25 protein-coding genes and 3 tRNA genes are annotated in these 25,992 nt (G+C 40.8%); 7 read left to right on the forward strand and 21 right to left on the reverse strand.

The window, feature by feature from the left end:
* Positions 1-568 precede the first annotated feature (568 nt).
* Entirely contained in the window at positions 569-1,462 is an 894-nt protein-coding gene (locus tag DY200_RS09390) for an IS256 family transposase, variant Zn-binding type (protein ID WP_425320817.1), read from the forward strand.
* A gap of 105 nt (positions 1,463-1,567) precedes the next feature.
* Here the strand turns inward: DY200_RS09390 and DY200_RS09395 are convergent, their stop codons facing one another.
* The 11 genes from DY200_RS09395 to rpe form a co-directional block, all read right to left on the reverse strand.
* Positions 1,568-3,508 carry a MacB family efflux pump subunit gene (locus DY200_RS09395; protein WP_115587778.1) on the reverse strand — a complete coding sequence of 647 codons (1,941 nt, stop codon included), beginning with the start codon at positions 3,506-3,508 and terminating at the stop codon, positions 1,568-1,570.
* Positions 3,508-4,671: an efflux RND transporter periplasmic adaptor subunit gene (locus tag DY200_RS09400; RefSeq protein WP_115587779.1), complete on the reverse strand. Its 1,164-nt coding sequence runs from the start codon at positions 4,669-4,671 to the stop codon at positions 3,508-3,510. Before DY200_RS09400 ends, DY200_RS09395 begins: the two co-directional genes overlap by 1 nt.
* 132 nt (positions 4,672-4,803) lie before the next feature.
* Positions 4,804-5,580 carry a MipA/OmpV family protein gene (locus DY200_RS09405; RefSeq protein ID WP_115587780.1) on the reverse strand — a complete coding sequence of 259 codons (777 nt, stop codon included), beginning with the start codon at positions 5,578-5,580 and terminating at the stop codon, positions 4,804-4,806.
* A gap of 324 nt (positions 5,581-5,904) precedes the next feature.
* Positions 5,905-6,888, reverse strand: coding sequence for a DNA polymerase III subunit delta' (locus DY200_RS09410; protein ID WP_043991924.1), 984 nt, complete (start codon positions 6,886-6,888; stop codon positions 5,905-5,907).
* A gap of 2 nt (positions 6,889-6,890) precedes the next feature.
* The gene (tmk, locus tag DY200_RS09415) at positions 6,891-7,517 is read right to left on the reverse strand and encodes a dTMP kinase (protein ID WP_115587781.1); all 627 of its coding nucleotides are present in this window, start codon (positions 7,515-7,517) and stop codon (positions 6,891-6,893) included.
* 1 nt (position 7,518) lies between these two features.
* Positions 7,519-8,553 (reverse strand): endolytic transglycosylase MltG, encoded by a 1,035-nt coding sequence (gene mltG / locus DY200_RS09420; protein ID WP_115587782.1) that lies wholly within the window; start codon positions 8,551-8,553, stop codon positions 7,519-7,521.
* Between the two features lie 119 nt (positions 8,554-8,672).
* A tRNA-Lys gene (locus DY200_RS09425) sits at positions 8,673-8,748 on the reverse strand.
* A 34-nt stretch (positions 8,749-8,782) separates the two neighbouring features.
* Positions 8,783-8,858: transfer RNA gene (locus tag DY200_RS09430), tRNA-Lys, on the reverse strand.
* A gap of 23 nt (positions 8,859-8,881) precedes the next feature.
* Positions 8,882-8,957 (reverse strand) — tRNA-Lys (locus tag DY200_RS09435).
* Between the two features lie 196 nt (positions 8,958-9,153).
* Positions 9,154-9,387, reverse strand: a complete 234-nt coding sequence (gene acpP, locus DY200_RS09440; protein WP_005599419.1) for an acyl carrier protein — start codon at positions 9,385-9,387, stop codon at positions 9,154-9,156.
* A gap of 264 nt (positions 9,388-9,651) precedes the next feature.
* Positions 9,652-10,326, reverse strand: coding sequence for a ribulose-phosphate 3-epimerase (gene rpe, locus DY200_RS09445; RefSeq protein ID WP_005599420.1), 675 nt, complete (start codon positions 10,324-10,326; stop codon positions 9,652-9,654).
* A gap of 221 nt (positions 10,327-10,547) precedes the next feature.
* On the opposite strand from rpe, the gene DY200_RS09450 reads away from it, so the two are divergent.
* Both DY200_RS09450 and ykgO read left to right on the forward strand, forming a co-directional pair.
* Positions 10,548-10,826: a type B 50S ribosomal protein L31 gene (locus DY200_RS09450; RefSeq protein WP_005602672.1), complete on the forward strand. Its 279-nt coding sequence runs from the start codon at positions 10,548-10,550 to the stop codon at positions 10,824-10,826.
* A 3-nt stretch (positions 10,827-10,829) separates the two neighbouring features.
* On the forward strand, positions 10,830-10,955 hold the full coding sequence (gene ykgO / locus DY200_RS09455; RefSeq protein ID WP_005599425.1) for a type B 50S ribosomal protein L36: 126 nt from the start codon (positions 10,830-10,832) through the stop codon (positions 10,953-10,955).
* Between the two features lie 104 nt (positions 10,956-11,059).
* Here ykgO and mrcB read toward each other — a convergent pair whose 3' ends face one another.
* The 4 genes from mrcB to rpoZ all read right to left on the reverse strand — a co-directional run bounded on the left by mrcB (position 11,060) and on the right by rpoZ (position 16,615).
* The gene (gene mrcB, locus DY200_RS09460) at positions 11,060-13,462 is read right to left on the reverse strand and encodes a penicillin-binding protein 1B (protein ID WP_115587783.1); all 2,403 of its coding nucleotides are present in this window, start codon (positions 13,460-13,462) and stop codon (positions 11,060-11,062) included.
* A 77-nt stretch (positions 13,463-13,539) separates the two neighbouring features.
* Positions 13,540-14,397, reverse strand: coding sequence for a 1,4-dihydroxy-2-naphthoyl-CoA synthase (gene menB / locus DY200_RS09465; RefSeq protein ID WP_005599432.1), 858 nt, complete (start codon positions 14,395-14,397; stop codon positions 13,540-13,542).
* Positions 14,398-14,531: 134 nt separating this feature from the next.
* The gene (locus DY200_RS09470) at positions 14,532-16,238 is read right to left on the reverse strand and encodes a RelA/SpoT family protein (protein ID WP_115587784.1); all 1,707 of its coding nucleotides are present in this window, start codon (positions 16,236-16,238) and stop codon (positions 14,532-14,534) included.
* A gap of 95 nt (positions 16,239-16,333) precedes the next feature.
* Positions 16,334-16,615 carry a DNA-directed RNA polymerase subunit omega gene (rpoZ, locus tag DY200_RS09475; protein ID WP_115587785.1) on the reverse strand — a complete coding sequence of 94 codons (282 nt, stop codon included), beginning with the start codon at positions 16,613-16,615 and terminating at the stop codon, positions 16,334-16,336.
* Between the two features lie 255 nt (positions 16,616-16,870).
* On the opposite strand from rpoZ, the gene DY200_RS09480 reads away from it, so the two are divergent.
* A complete protein-coding gene (locus DY200_RS09480; RefSeq protein ID WP_115587786.1) occupies positions 16,871-17,506 on the forward strand; it encodes a DUF417 family protein in 636 nt (211 codons plus the stop codon).
* Positions 17,507-17,545: 39 nt separating this feature from the next.
* Here DY200_RS09480 and DY200_RS09485 read toward each other — a convergent pair whose 3' ends face one another.
* The 4 genes from DY200_RS09485 to DY200_RS09500 form a co-directional block, all read right to left on the reverse strand.
* Positions 17,546-18,445, reverse strand: coding sequence for a helix-turn-helix domain-containing protein (locus tag DY200_RS09485; RefSeq protein WP_115587787.1), 900 nt, complete (start codon positions 18,443-18,445; stop codon positions 17,546-17,548).
* A 122-nt stretch (positions 18,446-18,567) separates the two neighbouring features.
* A complete protein-coding gene (recG, locus tag DY200_RS09490; protein ID WP_115587788.1) occupies positions 18,568-20,649 on the reverse strand; it encodes an ATP-dependent DNA helicase RecG in 2,082 nt (693 codons plus the stop codon).
* A 123-nt stretch (positions 20,650-20,772) separates the two neighbouring features.
* Positions 20,773-21,201 (reverse strand): type II toxin-antitoxin system VapC family toxin, encoded by a 429-nt coding sequence (locus DY200_RS09495; RefSeq protein ID WP_115587789.1) that lies wholly within the window; start codon positions 21,199-21,201, stop codon positions 20,773-20,775.
* Complete coding sequence (locus DY200_RS09500; protein WP_005599447.1) at positions 21,201-21,488, reverse strand: type II toxin-antitoxin system Phd/YefM family antitoxin; 288 nt, start codon at positions 21,486-21,488, stop codon at positions 21,201-21,203. The genes DY200_RS09495 and DY200_RS09500 overlap by 1 nt, the downstream gene beginning before the upstream one ends.
* 205 nt (positions 21,489-21,693) lie before the next feature.
* Here DY200_RS09500 and proS point away from each other — a divergent pair, with 205 nt between their 5' ends.
* Positions 21,694-23,409 (forward strand): proline--tRNA ligase, encoded by a 1,716-nt coding sequence (proS, locus tag DY200_RS09505; RefSeq protein WP_115587790.1) that lies wholly within the window; start codon positions 21,694-21,696, stop codon positions 23,407-23,409.
* 65 nt (positions 23,410-23,474) lie between these two features.
* Here proS and DY200_RS09510 read toward each other — a convergent pair whose 3' ends face one another.
* Positions 23,475-23,663, reverse strand: coding sequence for an anti-sigma factor family protein (locus tag DY200_RS09510; RefSeq protein ID WP_005602684.1), 189 nt, complete (start codon positions 23,661-23,663; stop codon positions 23,475-23,477).
* Positions 23,664-23,665: 2 nt separating this feature from the next.
* The gene (locus DY200_RS09515) at positions 23,666-24,247 is read right to left on the reverse strand and encodes a sigma-70 family RNA polymerase sigma factor (RefSeq protein ID WP_115587791.1); all 582 of its coding nucleotides are present in this window, start codon (positions 24,245-24,247) and stop codon (positions 23,666-23,668) included.
* Positions 24,248-24,334: 87 nt separating this feature from the next.
* Between DY200_RS09515 and msrP the strand changes: the two genes are divergently transcribed.
* Positions 24,335-25,291, forward strand: a complete 957-nt coding sequence (gene msrP, locus DY200_RS09520; RefSeq protein WP_115587792.1) for a protein-methionine-sulfoxide reductase catalytic subunit MsrP — start codon at positions 24,335-24,337, stop codon at positions 25,289-25,291.
* On the forward strand, positions 25,291-25,884 hold the full coding sequence (locus DY200_RS09525; protein ID WP_115587793.1) for a protein-methionine-sulfoxide reductase heme-binding subunit MsrQ: 594 nt from the start codon (positions 25,291-25,293) through the stop codon (positions 25,882-25,884). The genes msrP and DY200_RS09525 overlap by 1 nt, the downstream gene beginning before the upstream one ends.
* The last annotated feature ends 108 nt before the right edge of the window (positions 25,885-25,992 follow it).

Here is a 25,992-nt window from a genome sequence, read left to right on the forward strand (position 1 = left end):
AACTCATATAACGTTTTATACCTGTATAGGTACTTCTAACATTATGATGTTTATAAGGAAAATAACTGCTCTCATTCGGTTTCTCTGAACGCTCATTTAAAAATACTTGATCTAATAACGAATACGAATTGGCTTTAATTTCCTTCCTATATGAGATTGACATTTTTTTCTTGATCTCATAATGCTTGCGATTAAATGAGATTGACTCATTTACGTGGGGTATTCATTAAATCTTTCAGCAAATCATGCCGGCTAGGTAATTGATTGAATAATATGACTTTTTTCCCTTAAGCAATTTATCATTTTTTGTAATAAATGATCCTTTCGGCTTTTACTATTTAATGATAAGTAGAGGCTGTCAATCAATACTATGACACTAAAATCCTGGTGAAAAAAGGAGGTGTTGATAATTAAGTTTAAATATTTATATTCAACACATAATATTAAAGGCGTTGACTATAAGGTTTTAATCTTTGGGATAGTGGACAAAATTGAGTCTACAAAATGGGTTAAAACCTTGTACTATAAGGCTTTAACCCACTTTTTATAAAAATGACTAAAAAATTGTATTTTCTGCTCATCTTTTAACCTCAAAAAATATGGCAAAATTAATGGTGTTCAACGCTATAAATGTCTTGATTGCCATCGTAATTTTGTTGCATCCAAACGACTTAATTCACAAGAAATTTGGTTTAAGTATACCTCGCTAAAACAAACCATTCGGCAGCTTACTATTGAATATCAATGTTCTGAAAGAACCATCAGAAGACATCTTCAAAAATCCATCAAAGCTGAGCAAAAACCTTTACCCGAAACCATTAACATCGTGATGGATACCACACATTTTAAACAGCGTTTTGCCGTATTGGTTTTAGTGGATTCACTCTCTTCCAAACCGGTCTACTTTCGTTTTATTCCCGCTGAGAAAAATCAGTATTATTTCGAAGCTATATCAGAATTAATGGAAAAAGGCATTAAGATTCAATCGATTACCTGCGATGGTAGGCGAGGGTTATTAAATGCTTATCTTGATATTCCAACTCAGATGTATCATTTTCATCAAGTTGGGAGAGGGATATTTTATTTAACGAAATCACCCAAATCTCCGGCTGGGAAAGCGTTATTGGAGCTATACTATTCACTTAAATCTTATACAAAAGAGACGCTTAATCAAGCATTACTGCAATGGCTGAATGAGTATAAAACTTACTTTAACGAACGCTCGGAGCATAATGCAAAACGGTTTAAACACAAACGATTAAGAAGTGCCTATTGGAGTCTAAAACGTAGCATAAATTATTTATTTACCTATCAAGATTATCCTGAACTGCATATTGCACATACGACGAATTTAGTCGAGTCATTTTTTAAGCTGATGAAAGCAAAATTAGCTCCTCACCAAGGATTGACTGATGAACATAAGATGGTGTTTATAAAGGATTTTATTTGCCAGCGAAGTTAAAAATAAAGCCATAACAGACTCAAAAATGTCCATTATGGCTATATCATGGGGAAATTAGACTCAATTTTGTCCACTATCCCCAATCTTTTGGTTTATTATGCCTTTTTATTCTCTTGATAATGCTTCTATTGGTTTTAAACGAGCTGCATTTCGGGCAGGAAAATAGCCAAAGATAATGCCGATTAAGGATGAACATAAAAATGCAATAAAGAAAGAGGAAAAGGTGAATTGCATTTTGATACTATCTGTTAATAAAGAAAAAACTAAGCCAAACAACAATGATAACAATATACCAATAATGCCGCCGATCAGACTAACTGTCGCCGATTCAATTAGAAACTGATGTAGTATATCCTTTTCTTTGGCGCCTACTGCGATGCGGATACCGATTTCTTTGGTTCGTTCAATCACTGAAACTAACATAATATTCATAACTCCTATACCTCCAACTACCAGCGAAATAAAAGCGATAGATGAAATCATTAAAGTTAGGGCTTGTGTAGTGCGATTTAAGGATTGCAAGAACTTGCTACTACTGAAAGTAAAAAAATCCTTTCTGCCATGCTTTGCTGCCAATAAATCCACAATAGCCTTATCGGCTGCTGCTGGTACAAAATTTTCTCGTAACTGCACTGTAATTTGTTGAAAATAGGGTTGGTTACGTAAGCGAGCAGCCATAGTGTTGTACGGTAACCAAATAGTGGTTCGTTGCCCTTCAGTTGTTTGGGAGGCGGACTCAACAACACCGATAATCGAAATAGGTACATCACCGATAAAAACTATATTGCTTTCTGCAATTTTTGTGCCGAAGATTACATCTCGTGATTTTTTATCAATTATGCCAACAGCTTGATAAGTATCTACATCTTGTTGGTTAAAAAATCTGCCACTTAGTAATTTGTAGTTTTTTAACATAAAGAAATCTTGGCTAACACCATTTATCGTTGCATTGGCAGTTTTATTTAAGAAACGAATTGGCAATTCTAACGATAAGTTCGGAGTCGCACCTTTCACATAGGGTTGTTGGCGTAATAAATTTACGTCACTGCTATTTAACGTTTGAATTTTATATGCTTCGGTATCTCCCCAATTTTTACCAGGAAAAATATCTATTGTGTTGCTACCTAAAGAGCTAAATTCATTCAAGACTTTATGTTTGGTTCCTTCTCCTAATGCTACTACACATACGACAGCAGCAATGCCAATAATTATACCTAACATAGTCAAAAACGTCCTAATTTTATGAGCACGCATCATACTGAATGCCATCACAAAAGATTCTTTATAGCCTCGTAGCGACATCAAGCAGTTTAGACTTTGCCTTTCCTGCTTTGTTGAGGGGGAGAGGCTATTCTTGCAGTATGAACTATTATCTGCAATAATTTCGCCATCTTTGATTTTGATAATTCTGTTAGCATTTTGCGCAATATTCATATCATGAGTAATTAGGATAATTGTGTGTCCTTGCGCATTTAATTCTTTCAACACATTCAATACTTCTTGGCTGCTTTGGCTATCTAATGCTCCCGTAGGCTCATCAGCTAAGATTATCTCTCCTCCATTCATCAATGCTCGAGCAATACTAACTCGTTGCTGCTGCCCGCCAGAAAGTTGAGAAGGTTTATTTTCCAGTTGTTTTTCCAACCCTAATCGACATAGCAGCTCCTTCGCTCGTTCAGTTCTTCTATATTTATCTGTTGCCGAATAAATAGCAGGAACTTCTACATTTCCGATTGCGCTTAGATGTGGCAACAAGTGATAACGCTGAAAAACAAAACCGAAATGACTACAACGTAACTCTGCTAACTCATCATTGCTCAAAGAGGCGATATTTCGCCCTCGAAACCAATATTCACCACAATCTGCTATATCCAATGCACCTAAGATATTCATTAAAGTGGATTTGCCAGAGCCAGAAGCTCCGACAATAGCAATCATTTCGCCCGCGTATACTTTTAAATTAACTGATTTCAATACTGTTGTTTCGGTATTGCCATTGCGATAACGACGCTCAATATTTTTTAATTCAATTAATGGTTGTTTCATTATAATCCTATGCTATAAATTTCGGCATCGTTAGATGCAGGAGTTGTACTAACGGGCAGTAGGACTTTATCGCCTTCTACTAACCCTTCGATAATTTCTACTTTCGCTTCGTCTTTCAGTCCTGTTCTCACTACAACTTGCTCTTTTTGGCCATGTTTACGCAAGACCGTGACATAATATTGCTCCGGCACAATCATTTCCCCTAGGGCTGATAAAGGAATATTCAATACATTTTCACGTTTATCTAACATAATCGTTACAGTGGCAGTCATAGAAATACGCAGTCTATGATCAGGATTAGGCACTTTGAAAGTAGCATAATAATAAATTGCATTGTTTGTATTTTCTTTAGTGTCTGTAATATGAACGGGAGCCAGTTTTACCATATCAAGTTGCCCGTGAAATTGGGAATCACTCTCTCCCAATAGCGTAAAGGAAGTTGGAGCACCATCTTGTATATGAATTACATCTGCTTCTGAAATTTTGGTGTTGACTTTCATAGTATCAATATTAGCTAATTTCATCAGCACTGGTACTTGTTGGGTGGTAGCTAAAGTTTGACCATTTTGCGCAAATACTGAAATTACTGTTGCATCAAGTGGAGAACGAATTTCTGTATATCCTAGTTCGGTTTCAGCTTTTTCCACTCTGATTTTAGCGATATCTAGATTATTTTGCGCAATTTGAAGTTCTGCTTTGGCCGTATCTAATCTACTTTTTGCTTCTTCTGTTTCCTTTTGGCTTGTCGCATTGGTTCGTATCAAACGTTGATAACGTTCCCAATCTGATTGCAGTTGCTTAAGATTAATCTTTTTTGTATCCAAATTAGCAGAAGCGTTTGCTAGCTCAGCTTTTGCTAGTTTTAATTCCGTTTCAGCCAGACGTGGATCAATTACAGCTAATAGCTGACCTTTTTTAACCTTCTGTCCTTCTTGTACTAAAATATGCTTAATCTGCCCAGATACTCGTGCACCAATATCTACTTGTTCAGTCGCTTGCAATGTGCCGCTAGCAATAACTGTTTTTTGAATATTTCCTCGTTCGACGTGAAAAATAATCTCTTGATAATTTTCTTTTTCGCCCCAAAAATATAAATATGATATGCCTAAAAGGAAAGTAAATAGGGTATATTTAATATATTTCTTAATTTTCAAAATAACCACCTTATTATCTTTTATAAAATGACAAAATAACCAATGTAGCTTTTGAATAAGTAACTAAATAATATAGAAACAGGGAGAAACAATTAACTTTATAAAGATAAAGAATGAGTATTCTCCCTAGAATATTCTATTTTAGAACTTATAATAAAGGTTAAGAGATGAAGTAAATTGAGAGTCTCGTTTTATGATAGGAGATTGCTTAATTTCTTTAGAATATTTATTCCAACCGACAGATAAACCCATGCCAAGATTGTTGGTGAAAGCATAATCAGTATTAATACCTATGTGTGTTGCATAAGCTGCTTTAGGTTTATATACGGATGTAATTTTATTACCTAATTCGGATTGTTTAATACCAAAGTAATAATCTGTATATTTAGATGAATAATAACTTGAGCCAATATATGGTGAAATTTTCCAATTTTTCGTCATATTAAACGATTTAAGTAAGCTGACATTACTACTAGCACCACGTTTTCCGCTTTTTCCTTCCATGGATATAAAAGTATCATTTAAGCCGAATAAACTTCCCAAATTATAATTTAAACCCCAACCAAAGGCAAATTGAGTTTTACGAGTTTGAATACTTTGATATCCAGGTAACAAGTCTTTTCCTTTAATTGAAAAACCATCAAATGGGTTAACAAACAGTGATACGCTGAAATTGTCAGTGAAAGATTGTTCATATCCTATTTCGCTAATTCCTGCAGTCCCTCTCATATAAAAATTACCTAAAGAAAGATCAAGTGCTAAAAAGGGATTTGTTGCTACTTTATGTTTAGAATAGTAAATACTACTCTCACGGGCTCCTCCCAATCCAATTTCGGCTCCATTAACATTACTTGCAAAAGTAATAAAAGGAAAGCTAATTAAATAATATTTAAATAATTTGAATTTGCTATGTTTCATAGTTGTCTCCTTTTAGTGAGGTTAAAAAGTAAAACCAATTCTTGCTTGCCAGTTTGTGGCTTTATCCTCTATTAATACTAATTATATTTAATGTACTTTCTATATTTCCTGGCTTAGGATTCGAGCTTTATTAAAGCCTAAGCTCATATAATAATTCTCCATGTGGCTGATATGCAATATTAAAATGCTCTCTTTGTTATCTGACAGGTATTCTGCTTATTATCTGACAGTTAAATGATGTTTATTGGAGAGTGAAGTTTCGTGTATTCTCTACAGTATGGCTACGTAAAAATTACAAGGTTGTGGGTAGACATGCTATTTTATTTATTCAAACGTCTCTAGCGCTAGCTTTGTCAGGTAGTTAAGTAACATCAATTCCAAATTCATCGCATTTACTTGCTGTAAGTCCTGGCGGGTTTGTTGCAGAATTTGGTGACCTTTTAGCAGCGCTTGGGCGGAGAGTTGTTGGCTAAACGGCAGAATACCGGCTTGTAAGTCCGGATTTGTCCAACCGATTGCAATATCCATTTTGGCTTTTAACGCATCAGCAAAAAAGCTATCCAACCATTCTAATTGCTGCAATACCAGTTCCTTTTCTTTATCAAATGCGGTGAAGAGGAGCAATACATCTCGGCTTTTAAAGAAACGCCAAAAAGTTTGTAAAAAGGTTTTGCGGGCTTGCAAGCGGTCGTTTTCTAAAAAAGTTTTGCAAATCAGCGGGCGTTGATGACATAAACGCATCGCAATTTCACAAGAGGAAAAATCAACACCGCTACAGTTTGCTTGCAACCAATCTAACGCAATATCCGTTTCCGGCGGATGAATTAACCACGTTTGGCAGCGACTTTGAATGGTCGGGAGCATTGCACCTTGTAGTGGTGCTTCAAGCAGAAAATAAACGCTGTTATGCGGTTCTTCAAGCGTTTTTAAGAGTGCATTGCTGCTTGCTTCGGTTAAACGTTCCGCACCACGAATATATACCACCGCATTGCCACCTTGTTGCGAGAAGTTTTGCAATTTGGCATTGGCTTCACGCACTTGATCAATACCGATATCTTTACCGTCAATCGGCTCTAAAATATGGAAATCAGGGTGGTTTCCGGCAGCAGTCAATAAACAACTTTTACACTGTTGGCAAGCTTGTTCCCTGTGCGGATTTTGGCAAAGTAGCCAATGCGCAAAATGACGAATAAGCGTTTCCGTCCCTAAACCCGAATCGGTTTTAAATAACAGGGCGTGATGACCACGCCCATGCAAAAAGGATTCTGTAAGTTGTTGATAAGTGTGTTGAAGCCAAGGATATAGCATATTTATTTTGCAATTTTTAAGAAGTTTTCGACCGCTTGTTGAATGTCAGCGGCAACTTGTTCGATAGATTGTTCCGCATTAATAATTACCGCTTTCTCGTTATTTTGTGTCAGTTCCAAATAACGTTGGCGTGTGCGATAAAAGAAATCGAGGCTTTGCTGTTCGATACGATCCAGTTCACCGCGACCACGTGCGCGAGCTAAGCCGACCGCAGGATCGATATCAAGATAAATGGTCAAATCCGGCTCAAATTTGCCTAACACGGTTTCTTTCAAGGTTTCGAGTAAGTGACGATCAATTTGGCGGCCACCACCTTGATAAGCCTGAGAAGACATATCGTGACGATCGCCCAACACCCATTTGCCTTCTGCCAATGCCGGTTTAATCACGTTTTCGACTAACTGAATGCGTGCTGCATATAACATCAGTAATTCGGCTTTATTGCTAACTGCCTCTTCGGTTTCGTGTTTGATTAAATGGCGTAACTTTTCCGCTAACGGTGTACCGCCGGGTTCACGGGTTTGTACCACGTTTTTGCCCGCTTTTTCCAACTGAGCTAAAATCACTTGGTGTGCAGTGGTTTTGCCTGCACCCTCTAAACCTTCCAGAACAATAAATTTTCCACGCATCTTATTTTTTCTCAAGTTTTCTGTTTCGTTCAACCTTGATCCATTCACGAACCGCTTGATTGTGTTCGTTTAAGGCTTTACTAAATTTGTGTCCGCCGCTGCCGTCTGCTACAAAATAAAGATACGGCGTATTATCCGGTTGGGAAACCGCTTTTAATGCCGCTTCGCTCGGCATTGCAATTGGTGTTGGCGGTAAACCGTCAATCACATAAGTATTATAAGGCGTGGCTTCTTCTAAATCTTTGCGGCGAATATTACCGTTGTAACGATCGCCCATGCCGTAAATTACGGTCGGGTCGGTTTGTAATTTCATTTTTAATCTGAGGCGATTAATAAACACGGAAGCCACTTGTGGGCGTTCACTCGCAATAGCGGTTTCTTTTTCCACAATAGAAGCCAAAATCAGCATTTCATACGGGCTTGCAAGCGGTAGATTTTCCGCTCGATTTTGCCAAGCGCTATCTAATGCTTTTTGTTGCTTTTGATAAGCACGTTTAAGTAAGGCTAAATCGCTTGAGTTTGGTACGTAGCTGTAAGTATCCGGTGCAATCCAGCCTTCAAGCTTCTCATGATTAATACCAAGCAATTGAGCAATTTCCGCTTCGGATTTTCCGGTTAGCGTGTGTTGCATATAACTTGCTTTCGCAAGTTGTTCACGCCAAACCTTAAAGGTTTTACCTTCGATAAATTGTACGTTAAGTTGGACTTCTTTGCCGGAACTTAAATGTTTCAGCAAATCTTCAACCGTGTTAAGTCCATTCAGTGAGTAAGTACCCGCTTTGAATTTGCTGAGTTCGGGTTTAAAACGCATTAAGTAGGGTAGTAAGCTCACATCATCGTGATTAACGATACCTTGTTCTTCCAGTAATTGCGCCAGCTTTTGGCTAGATGTGCCTTTTTCTAACAGGAAGAATTGATCTGCTTTAGCGGTGATTGGATGTTGTGCTAAATCAGAGAGTTTTTGATAGCCGTAGAATGCGCCGCCTAAAGTGATAACACCAATTAAGCCGAGTGAAATAAGAAGTTTTTTGATCATTAAATAAAATTCGCTGTAAGTAGGGTGTTGAATAATCGTAATAAAAATGCTGTGAATTTTACACTATAAACACACAATAAGCGGTGATTTTTTCAATAAAATTTGTAAGGAAGTAAAATTGGTGGGTCGTGAAGGATTCGAACCTTCGACCAACGGATTAAAAGTCCGCTGCTCTACCGACTGAGCTAACGACCCGTTTCAGATTTGACTGATTTGGTAAGTTCTAAAGTGGTGGGTCGTGAAGGATTCGAACCTTCGACCAACGGATTAAAAGTCCGCTGCTCTACCGACTGAGCTAACGACCCTTTAGAAGATGTCGCAAGTTAAATGGTGGGTCGTGAAGGATTCGAACCTTCGACCAACGGATTAAAAGTCCGCTGCTCTACCGACTGAGCTAACGACCCTTAACGTTGCGTAACAGGCGCATATAATACGGATTTAAACAAAATGGTCAAGTGCTTTTTGGCAAATTTATCTTGTTTGAATGGTTTGTAAACGATTTTACTTATTTTTGAGCAATATACTTTATAGTAATCGGGGAAGAAAAGAGATTAGGTATAAAAAATAAGGCGGTTAAAAAACCGCCTTATTTTTTTGAAATTATGCGTTAGCTTTTGTCACGTAGTCAATCGCTGATTGAACTGTTGTGATTTTTTCAGCTTCTTCATCCGGGATTTCGATATCGAATTCTTCTTCTAAAGCCATCACTAATTCAACGGTGTCTAAAGAGTCTGCACCTAAATCTTCAATGAATGAAGCTTCCGGTTTAACGTCTTCAGCTTTAACACCTAATTGATCAACGATAATTTTTTTTACGCGTTCTTCAATGCTCATTTTGTTTTTCCTATGTGAAATTCGCCTAAATGCGAGAGTTAAATAGTGTAGAGAAAAAAATACTAAATTCAACGCTTTTTAAGAAAGGTCAAACCAGCCGTTTTCCCACACAAGTATAAAATAGTTCGCTTGTGCAAGCGAAAAGCGATGGATATTCTAACATTATGTATAGGGTTTATCCATAGCTGATTGTTATTCGCTCGGGAATTTATCGGCTAAAAGCGGTTAATTTTCACTAATTTTTTGCGAAAATAACCGATTTTATTATACCTGCGCTAATTCCCGACGCATTTGATCAATCACCGCTTTATAGTTCGGTTGATCGAAAATTGCAGAGCCGGCGACAAAGGTATCCGCACCTGCGGCGGCAATCTCGGCAATGTTGTCGATTTTTACGCCGCCGTCGATTTCTAGACGAATCGGATAACCGCTTTTATCAATACGACGACGTGCTTCTTGCAGTTTTTCTAAAGTCGCCGGAATAAATTTTTGCCCGCCGAAGCCGGGATTTACCCCCATCAGCAAAATCATATCCACTTTATCCATCACGTAATCCAGATAACTGAGCGGTGTTGCCGGGTTGAAAACCAAACCGGATTTACAGCCGTGATCGCGGATCATTTGCAAAGTACGATCAATATGATCGGTCGCTTCCGGATGGAAGGTAATGTAGTTTGCGCCGGCTTTGGCAAAATCCGGAATTAAACGTTCGACCGGTTTTACCATTAAATGTACGTCGATTTCCGCAGTAATACCGTAATCACGCAGTGCTTTGCAGATAGCGGGTCCAAAAGTCAGATTCGGCACGAAATGATTATCCATCACATCAAAATGAATAATATCGCCGCCTGCTTTTAATACTTCTGCAACGTCTTCTCCCAAGCGAGCCAAGTCCGCAGACAGAATGGACGGAGCGATTAGAAACGGTTGTCGAGCCATAATGCTTCCTCATAAATAGAACTGGAATTTTATTGGTATAGACTACCATAAAATAAGAGAAGAAAAGGCGATCCAGATCGCAAAATTTCATTTTGAAATGTACAAAAAATCATCAACGACATAAAAACCATAAAAAAATTATAGAAATAAAAAAGATTATCAGGTAGGATATACCCACTTTTTATTTATGGAAATAAATGAAACCTCTGGAGGATTTTAAAATGAAAAAAGGGATTCACCCTGAAAATTATCGTGAAGTATTATTTTATGACGGTTCGGTACAAATGGGCTGGATTATTCGTTCTTGTGCGGCGACGACAAAAACGATGGTGTGGGAAGACGGTAAAGAATATCCGTTTTATCCGTTAGATACATCGTCAGCGTCACACCCGGTTTATACGGGTAAACGTCGTGAAGTGAATACGGAAGGTCGCGCAAGTAAATTTAACGAACGCTTTAAAGGTATGGCAGGTTTAGCCGCTAGAAATAAGGATAGATAATCGATGAAAATTTTAAACTCATTAAAAACGGCGAAAACACGCCATCCGGATTGCCAAATCGTACGTCGTAAAGGCAAACTTTATGTGATTTGTAAAAGCAATCCTCGCTTTAAAGCACGCCAACGTTAATTTGATTTGAGATTCACTTAAATAAAAACGCATATTCAATCATCATTGAATATGCGTTTTTTGATCCGCGTTTCGTAAAAATTTCACGTTTTTCGACCGCTTGCTTATTCGGTCGGTGCGACTTCTTCCGCCGGTAAGACTTGTTGATCCGCAGCCACATCGGCTTTGGTATTTTCCGTTTTGGTTTTATCTAATGAAATCGCTTCCAATACGGTCGGTTTGGCGGTTTCGACCACATTACCGGCATTAGTACAGTAGTGCTGACCCCGATCTCGCCACATTGGAATTTGACGGTTCGGATCGCAATTAATCGTACCGTAGCCATTGATGCCCACCCATTGCATACTTTTCGCTTTTGGCAATTTAAATGCGGTCGGTAAAGCACGTTCCAAATATTGTTTATACACGAACAATGCACCGCTGGAACCGGTTAAATTGGTATCGGTATTATTATCTTTCCCTAACCATACGGTGGTGACGTTTTCACCGTCCACTCCGACGAACCAAGTATCGCGCGCATTATTGGTCGTCCCGGTTTTTCCGGCTAAACGTAAATGAGCGAATTCGTTTTGTAAGCTGCGAGCCGTACCTCGTTCCACCACTTGTTGCATAGCATATAGTGTTTGAATTGTTGCCTCTTGCGGTAATACTTGGCGGCTGACTTCTTCGATATTGCGCTGGTAAAGCGGGCTACCGTCATGCGACATAATGGCTTCAATCGTCGTAAGCGGTGTTTTTAAACCGTTATTTGCCAATACTTGATAAGACTTGGTCACATCATACGGCGAAATAGAGTACGAACCGAGCAACATCGAAGGGTAAGCCGGAATATCGGCTTTATCCCAACCCATCTCTTTTTGCTTCGCAATCACGTTCTTTAAGCCGACTTTCATACCGATATTCACGGTCGGAATATTTAACGAGCGCACTAACGCATCCATTAACATGACCGAACCGCTAAAGCGTTTATCATAGTTTTTCGGTGTCCAAGGCGGAGAGCCTTTGGTATAAATGGTGATCGGTTGGTTTTGGATCGGCGTATTTAAACGGAAATTCTTCGGATCAGAAAGTGCGATCGCATAAATCGAAGGTTTGACCAATGAACCGATTTGGCGTTTAGTCTGAATCGCACGGTTAAAACCGGCAAATTGGGTTAAACGGTCTCCGACAATCGCACGCACTTTACCGGTTTTATATTCCGCCACCACGATTGCGGATTGTAAATCTCTGATTTTACTATTCGACTCTTCCAGTTTTTCCAATCCGTTAATTACCGCCTGTTCCGCCGAACGCTGCTGCTTTCTGTCTAATGTCGTGAAAATCTTCGCACCGGAAAGCTGCGCATATTTGCTTTCGCCGAGTTCCGCTTTTAGATCAAGATTTAACGCTTGCATAAATGCCGGTTGTTGGCGGTAAATCGTGCCTTTTTCTTTTACGCCGAGCGGTTGTTTTACCAATAATTCATACTCCGGCTGGGTAATCGCTTGGTTTTCTAGTAATAATTTTAACACCACATTACGACGTTCAAGTGCGGCTTCCGGATGTCGCCACGGATTATAGAGCGAAGGTCCTTTCACCATACCGACCAATAACGCCATTTGTGACGGGGTGATTTCTTGAATCGGACGACCGAAATAGAATTGGCTTGCCAAGGCAAATCCGTGCACTTGATAGCTACCGTTTTGACCTAAATAAATCTCGTTTAAGTAAGTTTCAAGAATGCGGTTTTTATCGTAGCGAAAATCCAAAATGAGCGACATTAACGCTTCATTCACTTTACGCACGATGGTTTTTTCGCTGGTTAAAAACAGGTTTTTAACTAATTGTTGAGTAAGCGTACTCGCACCTTGTACCGTTCTGCCCGCCTGATAGTTTGCCATTAAGGCTCGCGCAATGCCTAGCGGGCTGATACCGTCATGCTGATAGAAACGCTTATCTTCGGTTAGAATTAACGCTTGAATAAGGAAATACGGGTATTGCTGCAAACGTAACGCTTGGCGTTCTTCGTCATTATCCGAATGCAGCATTGCAATTAATTTCGGGTCGAGTCGAAACTCGTTAATTAATCGACGCTGAACTAAATCTTCGATATGCGTCAGTTTGTCGTTGTCAAAACGTAAACGCAAAATACGTTGTGCTTCCGGTGTTTCAGGAAACGGGAAAGCACGACGTAATAAAACGAGCGTATTGTTTTCAATTTTGAAATCGCCCGGCGTCGCAATTTGAGAAACCTGGCGATAACCGTTATCCAATAACACTTGTTTGATCGCTTCAAGCGATAATTTATCTTCAACGCTGACACTTTCGATACGGCTATAAACTTCCGCCGGTAATTGCCAAACTTGCCCGTCCATTTTCGCTCGAATACGTCCGTCGAGATAAATCCCGTAGAATGCGGCAAAGCAAGCGCCGACAAGCCCTAATTTAAGGCAGGTCGGAATAAAAAACGGCTTTTTCTTTGACGGAGTTTCGTCTTGTTCCGGTGTTTGAGTTTGGTTGTTTGACATAAAATTATTTGCAAAAAAGTCAGCGAATCGGACCGCTTGTCAGCACCTCCCCGTTATAGGGGAGGCAATAGAAGGCATTACGGATTACGTTTAAATTTACTGAAGTCAGGTTCACGTTTTTCATTGAATGCGTTACGACCTTCCTGACCTTCTTCCGTCATATAGAACAACATGGTTGCGTTGCCCGCTAATTCTTGTAAACCGGCTTGACCGTCACAGTCCGCATTTAATGCCGCTTTTAAGCAACGTAATGCAATCGGACTGTTTTGTAACATTTCACGGCACCAACGCACGGTTTCTTTTTCAAGATCCGCATAAGGCACAACGGTATTCACTAAGCCCATATTTAATGCTTCTTGCGCATCGTACATACGGCATAAGAACCAAATTTCACGCGCTTTTTTCTGGCCCACGATACGCGCCATATAGCTTGCGCCCCAGCCGCCGTCAAATGAGCCTACTTTCGGACCGGTTTGACCGAATTTCGCGTTATCCGCTGCGATAGTTAAGTCACACATCATATGTAACACGTGACCGCCGCCTACTGCATAGCCTGCCACCATTGCCACAACAGGTTTCGGACAAGTACGAATATCACGTTGGAACTGCAACACGTTTAAATGATGAACGCCGCTGTCGTCTTTATAACCGCCGTAGTCACCGCGAATTTTTTGGTCGCCGCCGGCACAGAATGCGTATTCGCCTTCGCCGGTTAATACGATGACCCCGATTTTTTCGTCAAAGCGCGCATCGGCGAAAGCATGGATCATTTCTTTAACCGTTTGAGGACGGAAGGCGTTACGTACTTCAGGACGATTGATGGTAATTTTCGCAATACCGTCGGTTGATTTATGGTAACGAATGTCAGTGTAACCTTCGCTATGATCTACCCACGTAATCGGAGCATAAAGAAATTCTTCACTTGGATATAACATTGGAGTTCCTTTTTAATGTGTATAAAGTATAAAAAATTCGGGCAATTATAGCCGAATTGAGAGGGATTCACGAGAAAATAAGCGGTCAAATTTTGTAAAAAATTTACAAAAATTCACCGCTTATGTTTAGGTTATTAGGCTTTCGTGACTCGAACGACACCGTTTACTTTGGTTAGCTTCTGAATCACCACATAAAGGTGTGCATTATCGGTAACGGCAATACGCATTTTGACCTGATAATTGCCGGTACCGTTCGGTCGGCTTTCCACCGTGCCGATATTGCTGTTCATCGAAGCAATCGCATTGGTTAGACTTGCCAGTACGCCCGGTTGGTCTTTAATCTCCAGTTCGATATCGACATCCAAATGATCCGGTTTTTCCGGCTCTTGTGACGTTTGCTCGTCTATTTCAAGATGTTTAAGCGCCGCACGAATTTTGGATTTGGCTCTTGAGCTGACGGCGAAATTTAACCAAGACGGGCTTGGACGTTTACCTTGCTTGGTAATGATTTCAACGGTTTGACCGGATTGCAACGGCTGTGAAATCGGATACGGATTGCGATCCACTATCGCACCGACGCAACGGTCGCCGATATCGGAGTGTACCGCATAGGCAAAGTCGATAGCGGTCGCATTTGCCGGTAATTCGACGATACGACCTTTCGGTGTAAATACGTAAATATCGTCCGAGAAGAAATCGGATTTCACGTTTTCGATAAATTCGTTCGAGTTACCGGCGCTTTGTTGCAGTTCTACAATGCTACGTAGCCATTGTTGGGCTTTTTGCTGTACGCTGGTTGCGGTCGCTTGATCTTCGGTATAACGCCAATGAGCAGCCACCCCGAGTTCCGCCATTAAATCCATATCTTCGGTACGAATTTGTACTTCAATCGGCACGCCTTTATGTCCGATCATCGAGGTGTGTAAAGACTGATAGCCGTTAGTTTTCGGCACGGCGATATAGTCGCGAATTTTATACGGACGCGGCTTATACAGGGCGTGCATTTGTCCTAACGCACGATAACAATGATCAACATTTCCGACCACCACTCTAAACGCATAAATGTCTAAAATGGAATGGAAATGTTGGTCACGTTGACGCATTTTTTCATAAAGCGAGTAGAGGTGCTTTTCTCGACCATAAACACGGCCTTTGATACCGGCTTCGTCTAAACGTGATTGAATTTCGTGAGAAATGGTCGAAATAAGGTCTTGGCGAGTACCGCGCGCCATATCAATCGCCATACGTAAGACACGATAACGATGAGGGTGCATCGCTTGGAAGCAGAGATCTTCCAGTTCATTTTTAAGATGTTCAATGCCTAAACGATGTGCTAACGGACTGTAAATCTCAAGCGTTTCTTTCGCAATACGGCGGCGTTTGTCCGGACGTAATGCCCCCAGCGTACGCATATTGTGCGTACGGTCAGCCAGTTTGATTAATACCACTCGAATGTCTTTGGTCATCGCCAAAATCATTTTGCGGAAATTCTCAACTTGCGCTTCTTGGCGGGTACGGAATTTTAATTTATCCAGCTTTGAAACGCCTTGCACGATTTCCGCTACGCTCGAGCCGAATTCGGCGGCAAGTTGCTCTTCCGTGTAAGGTGTATCTTCGATGACATCATGTAAAAGAGCCGCCATTACCGCTTCGTGGTCAAGTTTCATTTCCGCAATAATGGAAGCGACGGCGACAGGGTGAGTAATGTAAGGCTCTCTGCTTGAGCGAGTTTGCCCCTCGTGCGCATCACGCGCAATCACAAAGGCACGTTTTACCAACTCGATTTTATCAGCAGGTAAATAGCCTTGAATAATGCTATCTAACGGTTGAAAAAGATACACGGTACACCTCGATATAATTAAAAATGGATAATTGACAATAGATAGTACTACTATTTATTTTCAATTATCCATCTAAATTTTGAATAAAATTGATCTTAAGCGTTAGCTTGTACGTCTGCTAGGAAAGAGATTGCTTCTTGTTCTGCAACTTCTTGTTGGATTGCGTCGTTATTTTCCAATTGATCCATGATCTGACTATTGATTAAACCTTTTTCGATTTCACGTAATGCGATAACCGTCGGTTTATCATTTTCTTCAGGCACAAGCGGTTCACGAACGTGAAGTTGTAATTGTCTTGCACGGCGTGCTGCGGTCAAAATTAAGTCGAAACGGTTGCCGATTTTATCTGCTGCTTCTTGTACGGTTACACGAGCCATTTTGTTACTCCAGAGTTTTTGCGAATTTCGTTTATAAAAAGACGAGAGATTATACAGAAATTAGCCATCGCTTACAACGACTACGATTTTCCCTTTCACAAAATCATCTTCCTTGTTTGATTATCTCATTTCATTGAGGATTCGTCTCAACTTTATTGTCAGCGTACTGACAAGGTTAAGTAAAAAAATATAATGAGGACGCCTGGAAATACCTCTTTCTAGGTGTTTTTTAACAACTTTAAAAAAGGACATCTTATGAACGCGTGGAATGCTTTTGTCGAGTTTGTAGCGAGAATCGTCGCACCGATGCAACGTCAATTTATTAACTTTGTACGCATTGCGATTTTTATTGTCATGGCTTGGATTGGCGGTTTAAAAGTATGCCAATACGAAGCGGACGGTATTGCGCACTTCGTATCGAACAGCCCGTTTTTCAGCTATATGTATGAAAAAGGTTCGAACCTTGTGCCGAATGAGAAGGGCGATTTAGTGATGGAATACACTCTCCACAAAAATCCGGAAGGAAAAATGGTGGCGAAAAATATCGAATGGCATAAAGAGAACGGTACTTACACCGCTTCTTATATTATCGGCGCAACTATCGTAACCGTCGGTATTTTAACCTTACTCGGTATTTGGAATGCAACCGCAGGTTTAGCGGGCGGTTTATTAACCTTCGGTATGTCGATCATTACGCTTTCTTTCTTGATAACCACGCCGGAGGCTTGGGTGCCGAATCTGGGCGGCGATATGCCGACGCCTGCGCACGGCTTCCCGTATTTATCCGGCGTAGGGCGTTTAATCGTGAAAGATATTATTATGATGGCAGGCGGTTTAACCGCCGCAGCGGAATGTGCCAACCGTATTTTAGCGCGTAAAAAAGTCGCTTAATTCACTTTATGTAGGAGCGTATATATCGCTCCTACAAATTCATCCCGTTTTCCGCCATACGCTCGGCGGCATACCATATACCGCTTTAAACGCCTTACTAAAGTGCGCTTCCGACTGATAGCCTACCGAAAGTGCGATATTCAATACGTTTCCTTGAGTTTGTTTGAGTAATAACGCCGCTTGCTGCAGGCGAATTTGCATCAGCAATTTAGTCGGTGAAACACCGATTTTTTGTTGGAATACCCGTAAGAAATTCGCTCTCGACATATTCGCTAATTCCGCGAGTGTTGGAACTTGCCAAGGCTTTTCAGGCGCAAGCAAAATGGCTTGTAAACAGGCACTTAAACGCTTGTCTTGTAAAGCGGTCAAAATACCGATTGTATTCGGATTATCGGCAAGATAAATACGTAAAATATAACTGAATAACACTTGCGAAAGCCCGTTAATAACCGAATAGTGAGCGAATCTGGCTTTTTCCGCTTCCGTTTTAAATAATGAAATTAATGCCGTAAGCGGTGTATTTTTAAGTGAAAAATGCAAATAATCGGGTAAGTTTTCGATAATGGTTGCCGGCGGATTATATAAAAATTCGCCGCAAAACATCTCTACTTTCGCTTCGCCGTCACCGTTAGCCACCGTTTGATAAGCAGACGATCTTTCCAATATACAAGGAGGGTTGGCAAGCTCCGCCCGAAAGCCTCGATTTTGTAAACGATGGAGTTGCCCTTTCGGTAAAAAGAAAATATCGCCCGCTTGCAAAAGGAAACATTGCTCTTCAAACCAGAGTTCGCACTCGCCTTGTAATAGAATATGAAATGCGCCTTGAGGCCGTGCCGCATTTTTCGGGTTTTCCACCCGCCAATGGTCTTGAAATAGACAATGGGTATGGATTTCCCCTTGAATTTGCGCTAACTGAATTAAGCGATCGATGATGTCCATAAAGCCCCGTTATACGATTTTTAGGCTAAATCTATAGACGATTTGACAAGATAGCAAGCGGTTTTTGAGGGGTAAAGCGGTCAAAATCTTACAAAAAAACCGACAAATCAGACCGCTTGCGATTAGGCGTTGCTATATTCGGTACGCTCGCCAAGCCAGCGGCGAATCAGTGCTTCTGCAAGCGGTGGATTTTGCTGAATAATTTGCTTGGCGTAGTTTTGTACTAATGGAATCATTTTGCGATCTCGCATTAAATTCGCTACTTTAAATTCCGCCATACCGGTTTGTTTGGTGCCGAGAATTTCACCCGTGCCACGAATTTCTAAATCTTTTTCGGCAATATAGAAACCGTCTTGGCTGTCACGTAACACTTGTAAGCGTTTACTCGAGATTTTGCCGAGTGGCGGTTTATACAGCAACACGCAATGGGAAGCGGTTGCACCACGTCCGACACGTCCACGTAATTGGTGGAGTTGAGCAAGCCCCAAACGTTCGGAGTTTTCGATAATCATTAGGCTGGCATTCGGTACATCAACGCCGACTTCAATCACTGTGGTGGCAACCAATAAATCAATATTTGCCGCTTTAAATTCCGCCATAATCGCTTGCTTTTCTTGCGGCTTCATTCGTCCGTGTACCAAGCCGATGCGTAAATCCGGTAAGGCTCGTTGTAAATCTTCGGCAATCGCCGCCGCTGCTTGTGCTTCCAAGACTTCCGATTCATCAATTAGGGTACAAACCCAATAAGCTTGGCGTTTTTCATTTTTGCAGGCGGCATACACACGACGGACAATTTCATCGCGTCTGTCTTCCGAAATCGCCACGGTGGTAATCGGTGTTCGCCCCGGCGGTAGCTCGTCAATAATAGAGGTATCCAGATCGGCATAGACCGTCATCGCTAAGGTACGAGGGATTGGTGTGGCGGTCATAATTAGCTGGTGCGGATAAATGCCGTCTTTCGCGCCTTTTTCACGTAGGGTTAAGCGTTGATGTACACCGAAACGGTGTTGTTCATCAATAATCACTAATGCGAGGTTATGAAACTCTACACTTTCTTGGAAGAGAGCGTGCGTGCCGATAATCATCTGCACTTCGCCGTTTTTAATCGCTTCCAGTTGTGCGGTGCGAGCTTTGCCTTTTACTTTACCGGCAAGCCAGCCGATTTCAATACCGAACGGGCGTAGCCAGTTGGCAAAGTTATTGGCGTGCTGCTCGGCAAGGATTTCAGTCGGTGCCATTAATGCCACTTGTTTGCCGTTATCAATTGCAAGCAGGGCGGCAAGTGCCGCGACTAACGTTTTACCCGAGCCAACATCGCCTTGTACTAAACGCATCATTGGCGAAGATTTTGCTAAATCTTGCTCAATATCCGCCGTTACACGGCTTTGAGCGTTGGTCGGTTTAAACGGCAAACTCGCCAAAAAGCGGCTTTTGAGATCGGTTTGATAGCGTAGCGGCGTAGCAGTCAGCTGATTGACTCCGACTCGCACTTGCTGCATTGCTAAGTTGTGTGCCAATAATTCTTCAAAAATCAGCCGTTTTTGTGCCGGATGATCGCCTTTTTCCAGCTGTTCGGCAGAAACGCTCGGTGGCGGGCGATGCAATAATTGCAACGCTTCTTTTAAACTGTATTTATGCGGATTGTATTCGTCCGGCAACAGTTCACCGACTTTGATTTTATCTAATAACGCTAATGCTTGCTCGGTGAGTTTACGTAACGAATTTTGCTTTAAACCTTCTGTGGTGGAGTAAATCGGCGTTAAAGTTTCGGCAAGTTCAAGCGGTTGATTATTGCGAATAATTTGATATTCGGGGTGATGAATTTCCGCCATAAAACGCCCACGTTTGATTTCGCCAAAAGCTTTTACACGTGTGCCGGCAGTCAGGCTGTTTTTCATCCCCGCATTAAAATTAAAGAATTTCAGCGTAATTTTACTGGTGCCGTCAGAAAGCACGGTGGATAAAATCAGACGGCGACCGAATTGTACTTCGGTAACTTGCACGATACCTTCGATGGTAGAAAAACTTTCCGGGCGCACATCGATAATCGGTGTAACTCGAGTACGATCTTCATAGCGATAAGGCAAATGAAATAACAGATCTTGCACGTTATTAATGCCGATTCGGCTAAGTTTTTCCGCAATCGCCGCACCCACCCCGGAAAGGGCGGTCAGTGGCACACCGTCTAGTAATTGTTCGCTCATAGTAAAATTTTGATTAAATCCGACCGCTTGTTTTCGATTGAGTTAATATAACAAATACTGTTTTTATGTACAAATCAAGCGGTCGGATTTCTTTAAAAAATTACCAAAGTATGCGTGGGAGGATTAATTCGGTTCAAAAGGATTAAATAAACGTATATCGCAACGGTTGAAGTCTTTCAAATTACGAGTAACAAGCACTAAATTATGGTATTTAGCGGTTGCGGCAATATAAGCATCGTTTAAATCCATTTTATTTGGAATGTGGTATTCCGAAGCCAGTAACGCAATTTTATTATTTATAGGAAAAGCTTTGGCTTGATAAACGCTTAATACATTATGAGTAAACCAATGATTTAACCGCTCGGCTTGAATAGGATCTTTACGAGCTTTGAGCAAAATCCCCGTTTTTATTTCGGAAAGCGTGATGCAACTAATATTCGTCTGGCTCGGTTTAATCGTTGCTAACCATTGTCGTACATTGGTATCCATTCTACTGTTTCCTAGCTTATAAAGCTCGGAAATGATGTTGGTATCAAAAAGATATTGAAACATTATTCATCTCCAAAATCTATTTGTTCGGATTTATTACTTTTGCGAATTTTTGTTAATGTCTGTTCAAAATCTTGCCAAAACTCATCGCTAACCGATTCATCCGTAGATGAGGCAAATAGTTCTTCAAAGCTAGGCTCAACCGTTGTGTGCTGTTTGTAATCAACATAATTGGAGACAACGCTGACAATTTTTCCCCATTTAGTGATAAAAACCGGTTCTTTTTCTGCCATTTTCAGCACTTTACTGGCGTGTTGATTAAATTCTCGAGAGGTAATAGTAATTGGCATAACGTACTCCAATGTAGTGAAAAATTGAATGTATTTTAGTAAATGTAGGGAGAATTACAAGTAAGTTGATTGAATATGATTTTCTATATTAAGCGGTCGGATTTAAGAAATTTTTTGCAAATTGCAAAATTCTATGAAAATTCGACCGCTTTTGTTTTAAAATAGATCCCATTTTTCGATATTTAAAATAAAAATAGGAATAACAATGCGTACAAGTCAGTATTTATTTTCGACCCTTAAAGAAACGCCGAACGATGCACAGGTGGTAAGCCATCAATTAATGTTGCGTGCCGGTATGATTCGTCCGATGGCTTCAGGTTTATATAACTGGTTGCCGACCGGGATCAAGGTGTTGAAAAAAGTAGAAAATATTATTCGTGAAGAAATGAACAAAGGCGGTGCTATCGAGGTGTTAATGCCCGTGGTGCAACCGGCGGAATTATGGCAAGAATCAGGCCGTTGGAACGATTACGGTGCGGAATTATTGCGTTTTGTTGATCGTGGCAGCCGTGATTTCGTGTTAGGCCCGACTCACGAAGAAGTAATCACCGACTTAGTGCGCCGTGAAGTGTCGTCTTACAAACAACTTCCGTTAAATTTATATCAAATTCAAACCAAATTCCGTGATGAAGTGCGCCCACGTTTCGGGGTGATGCGTTCACGTGAGTTTGTGATGAAAGATGCGTATTCTTTCCACGTGGATAAAGCGTCATTACAAGAAACTTATGATGTGATGTACCAAGTGTACAGCAACATTTTCACTCGTCTTGGTTTAGATTTCCGTGCGGTACAGGCGGATACCGGTTCAATCGGCGGTTCGGCTTCACACGAGTTCCAAGTGTTAGCGTCAAGCGGCGAAGATGATGTGGTGTTTTCAACCGAATCGGATTTCGCAGCGAATATCGAATTAGCGGAAGCGGTAGCAGTAGGTGAACGCCAAGCGCCAACGGCAGAAATGCAGTTAGTCGATACACCGAATGCGAAAACAATTAACGAATTGGTTGAGCAATTCAATTTACCGATTGGGAAAACGGTAAAAACTTTAATCGTAAAAGGCGCAACCGAAGAACAACCGCTTGTGGCGTTAGTGTTGCGTGGCGATCACGAATTAAATGAAATAAAAGCACAAAAACATCCGTTAGTGGCTGATCCGTTTGAATTTGCAGATGAAGCGGAAATTAAAGCAAAAATCGGTGCGAGTGTGGGTTCACTTGGCGTAATTAATCTGAATATTCCGGCGATTATCGACCGTTCAGTAGCGGTTATGTCAGATTTCGGCTGTGGCGCAAACATTGATGGCAAACATTATTTCAATGTGAACTGGGAACGTGATGCAGCAATGCCGGAAGTGGCGGACTTACGTAACGTAGTGGAAGGCGACCCAAGCCCAGACGGCAAAGGCGTGTTACAAATTAAACGCGGTATTGAAGTAGGGCATATTTTCCAACTTGGTACCAAATATTCGGAAGCAATGAAAGCAACCGTTCAAGGCGAAGACGGTAAACCGCTTGTGATGACCATGGGTTGCTATGGTATCGGTGTAACACGTGTGGTTGCCGCAGCAATCGAACAACATCACGATGAACGTGGTATTATTTGGCCATCAGATGAAATCGCCCCGTTCACCGTTGCAATCGTGCCGATGAATATGCACAAATCGGAAAGCGTGCAACAATTCTCGGAAGAATTGTACCGCACCCTGAAAGCTCAAGGCGTGGACGTGATTTTTGATGATCGTAAAGAGCGTCCGGGTGTGATGTTTGCCGATATGGAATTAATCGGTGTGCCGCATATGGTGGTGATTGGCGAGAAAAATCTTGCAAACGGCGAAATCGAATACAAAAACCGCCGTACCGGTGAGAAAGCAATGATTGCTAAAGATCAGCTGCTAGCTTTCTTAAAAGAAAACGTGAAAGCGTAATTCGCAAAAAATAGATGAAAAAAGACCGCTTGCCTTAAAACAAGCGGTCGTTTTTCATAGGAATGTTACTTCAAATTAGTTTTATCTTGTTGGCAGTATTCGTGCAACATTTGGCGCAATTTATCATTATTTTGTTTAAAATGACGGCATTTAGGGCAAAGCCATAAATGCACTTGAAGCCGGACACTTTCTTTAACTTTCAGTTTTTGTTCGCAGCTAAGTGAAATTAATTCTGAGGCATGCTCACAATTCATTATTATTTTTCTCCTTCAAACCAATTTTTGGCTAAACAAGCCTGTAGCTGTAGCCTAGCTCTATGCAAGATAACATGTAAATTAGCGGTACTAATATTACATTCCAAGCAAATTTGTTCGCTTCCCATATCTAAATGTTCGCGCATCATAAATACGCGTGCCTGTTGTGCGGGTAATTTATTTAAACAAATGTCGAAGATCGCCCAAAATTCTTTCTTATAAGTCATTTGCCCGACATCTTCCCATTCTTTAGGTTCATAAGTATCGGACGACCAATATCCGGTGTGATCAAAAAATTGATTGGGGCTTTCTTCTTCAACTAAGTCGGAAACATTAACCGTTCGTTTTCGATATTTAATTAAATCAATAATTTTATTTTTTAAAATGGCAAAAATCCAAGTTTTTAATGCCGCCTGTCCTCGGAACGAATGAGCGTTCTTATATGCGCTGGCGAGAGATTCTTGTACGACATCTTCGGCTAAATCGGGATCTTTTAATTGTAACGTAGCGAATTTAACCATTTGTAAACGAATTTCTTCGATTCGTTGCGGCGTAATAGAGCTTAATTGTTCAATCTCTGACATTATTTTTCCTTTATCTTAAATAAATTTATTTTTATGTAATTATTTTTATGTTTCTAAGTCAAAGAATTATACATAAAGGAGATGATTATGAACAGATTTACTCGTTATGACGTTACCCCTGAAGCTATTTTCAATCAACGTCGTCAAATTATTAAGGCTATGGGACTCGGTGCGGCGGCTCTGAGTTTACCGAATATCAGCTTTGCCGTAGAGAAATCCGACCAGTTAAAAGCACTTAATTTTAAAGACGCTCCGAAGGGTGATTTCTTACTCACTCCGGAAAATAAAGTCACCGGTTATAACAATTTCTATGAATTCGGCGTAGATAAAGCGTCCCCCGCTAAATTTGCAAAAGATTTTAAAACGGATCCGTGGTCGTTGGAAATTGCCGGTGAGGTAGAGAATCCTTTTGTGCTTAATCACGCACAATTATTCAATACTTTTCCGTTAGAGGAGCGTATTTATCGCTTCCGTTGTGTCGAAGCATGGTCGATGGTAATTCCATGGGTCGGTTTTGAGTTGGCTCGTTTGGTCGAAATGGCGAAGCCTACTTCTAAAGCGAAGTTTGTTATATTCCATACGTTACATGATCCGGAGCAAATGCCGGGGCAGAAAAATAAATTCTTCGGCGGCGGTATCGATTATCCGTATGTGGAGGCATTAACCATCGAAGAAGCAATGAATCCGCTTACCTTACTGTCGGTCGGTCTATACGGAAAAATGCTACCGCCGCAAAACGGTGCGCCGATTCGTTTGGTGGTGCCGTGGAAATACGGCTTCAAAAGTATTAAGTCCATTGTGAAAATTACTTTCTCGGAAACTCGCCCTCGTACCACCTGGGAGAAATTAGCGCCGCATGAATACGGTTTTTACGCTAATGTGAATCCTAACGTGGATCATCCTCGTTGGTCACAGGCCTCCGAACGTGTTATCGGTAGCGGCGGATTACTTGCGGTAAAACGTCAAGATACATTGATGTTTAACGGCTATGAGAAGGAAGTCGCTCACCTTTATAAAGGTCTGGACTTAAAGGTAAACTTCTAATGTTATCTATATTAAGAACAATTATTCATTTGGCTTGTGTTGTGCCGTTGGTTTGGGTCGGCTTCGTTTTATCCAGCGACGACCCGGAAATACTCGGAGCCGATCCGAGTAAAGATTTAATTCACTTTTTGGGTTACACCGCCATTATTATTTTCTGTGTAATGTTTTTATTGGGTATTTTGCTCCAAATATTGAATAAAAACCAATATCAGATTTTACGCCGTCCGCTCGGACTATGGGCATTTGTGTGGGCATTACTGCATGTATGCGGTTATTTAGTGTTAGAACTTGGTTTGGATTTTTCTTTATTTTTAAGTGAAGTCGTCCAACGACCTTATCTTATCCTAGGTGCGATTGCATTTGTTATTCTATTGGCAATGTCCGTAACGTCTATTCCGTTTATTAAACAGGCGTTAGGTAAAAAATGGTTTAGCGTGCACCAATTCGCTTACGTTGCGATTGTGGCGGCCGCCGTTCATTATTATTGGTCTGTAAAAGGTTTGACTCTAGGACCGATTACCATCGGGATAATGGTTGCGGTTATTGTCGGTTGGAAATATGCAGGAAATCGGTTGTTAGCTTATCTGAAGTGATAGGATTAATTGCCCGATAAAAGAATTTATTTAGTCAGCATAAAAAATGAGCGGTTATTTTTACTAAAAATTCGGTAAAAATGACCGCTTATTATTTTTTCAAAATCA

The organism is Actinobacillus lignieresii, assembly GCF_900444945.1.
Classification (GTDB): Bacteria; Pseudomonadota; Gammaproteobacteria; order Enterobacterales; family Pasteurellaceae; genus Actinobacillus; species Actinobacillus lignieresii.

What these genes read in the sequence shown, in the direction of transcription:
- ykgO (WP_005599425.1), top strand. Translation starts at nt 10,830, where the DNA reads ATGAAAATTTTAAACTCATTAAAAACGGCGAAAACACGCCATCCGGAT.
- menB (WP_005599432.1), bottom strand. Translation starts at nt 14,397, where the DNA reads ATGTTATATCCAAGTGAAGAATTTCTTTATGCTCCGATTACGTGGGTA.
- proS (WP_115587790.1), top strand. Translation starts at nt 21,694, where the DNA reads ATGCGTACAAGTCAGTATTTATTTTCGACCCTTAAAGAAACGCCGAAC.
- DY200_RS09510 (WP_005602684.1), bottom strand. Translation starts at nt 23,663, where the DNA reads ATGAATTGTGAGCATGCCTCAGAATTAATTTCACTTAGCTGCGAACAA.
- tmk (WP_115587781.1), bottom strand. Translation starts at nt 7,517, where the DNA reads ATGCGTGGAAAATTTATTGTTCTGGAAGGTTTAGAGGGTGCAGGCAAA.
- rpe (WP_005599420.1), bottom strand. Translation starts at nt 10,326, where the DNA reads ATGGCTCGACAACCGTTTCTAATCGCTCCGTCCATTCTGTCTGCGGAC.
- DY200_RS09485 (WP_115587787.1), bottom strand. Translation starts at nt 18,445, where the DNA reads ATGGACATCATCGATCGCTTAATTCAGTTAGCGCAAATTCAAGGGGAA.
- DY200_RS09405 (WP_115587780.1), bottom strand. Translation starts at nt 5,580, where the DNA reads ATGAAACATAGCAAATTCAAATTATTTAAATATTATTTAATTAGCTTT.
- DY200_RS09525 (WP_115587793.1), top strand. Translation starts at nt 25,291, where the DNA reads ATGTTATCTATATTAAGAACAATTATTCATTTGGCTTGTGTTGTGCCG.
- msrP (WP_115587792.1), top strand. Translation starts at nt 24,335, where the DNA reads ATGAACAGATTTACTCGTTATGACGTTACCCCTGAAGCTATTTTCAAT.
- recG (WP_115587788.1), bottom strand. Translation starts at nt 20,649, where the DNA reads ATGAGCGAACAATTACTAGACGGTGTGCCACTGACCGCCCTTTCCGGG.
- DY200_RS09480 (WP_115587786.1), top strand. Translation starts at nt 16,871, where the DNA reads ATGAACGCGTGGAATGCTTTTGTCGAGTTTGTAGCGAGAATCGTCGCA.
- DY200_RS09515 (WP_115587791.1), bottom strand. Translation starts at nt 24,247, where the DNA reads ATGTCAGAGATTGAACAATTAAGCTCTATTACGCCGCAACGAATCGAA.
- DY200_RS09410 (WP_043991924.1), bottom strand. Translation starts at nt 6,888, where the DNA reads ATGCTATATCCTTGGCTTCAACACACTTATCAACAACTTACAGAATCC.
- acpP (WP_005599419.1), bottom strand. Translation starts at nt 9,387, where the DNA reads ATGAGCATTGAAGAACGCGTAAAAAAAATTATCGTTGATCAATTAGGT.
- DY200_RS09395 (WP_115587778.1), bottom strand. Translation starts at nt 3,508, where the DNA reads ATGAAACAACCATTAATTGAATTAAAAAATATTGAGCGTCGTTATCGC.
- DY200_RS09495 (WP_115587789.1), bottom strand. Translation starts at nt 21,201, where the DNA reads ATGTTTCAATATCTTTTTGATACCAACATCATTTCCGAGCTTTATAAG.
- mrcB (WP_115587783.1), bottom strand. Translation starts at nt 13,462, where the DNA reads ATGTCAAACAACCAAACTCAAACACCGGAACAAGACGAAACTCCGTCA.
- rpoZ (WP_115587785.1), bottom strand. Translation starts at nt 16,615, where the DNA reads ATGGCTCGTGTAACCGTACAAGAAGCAGCAGATAAAATCGGCAACCGT.
- mltG (WP_115587782.1), bottom strand. Translation starts at nt 8,553, where the DNA reads ATGATCAAAAAACTTCTTATTTCACTCGGCTTAATTGGTGTTATCACT.
- DY200_RS09450 (WP_005602672.1), top strand. Translation starts at nt 10,548, where the DNA reads ATGAAAAAAGGGATTCACCCTGAAAATTATCGTGAAGTATTATTTTAT.
- DY200_RS09500 (WP_005599447.1), bottom strand. Translation starts at nt 21,488, where the DNA reads ATGCCAATTACTATTACCTCTCGAGAATTTAATCAACACGCCAGTAAA.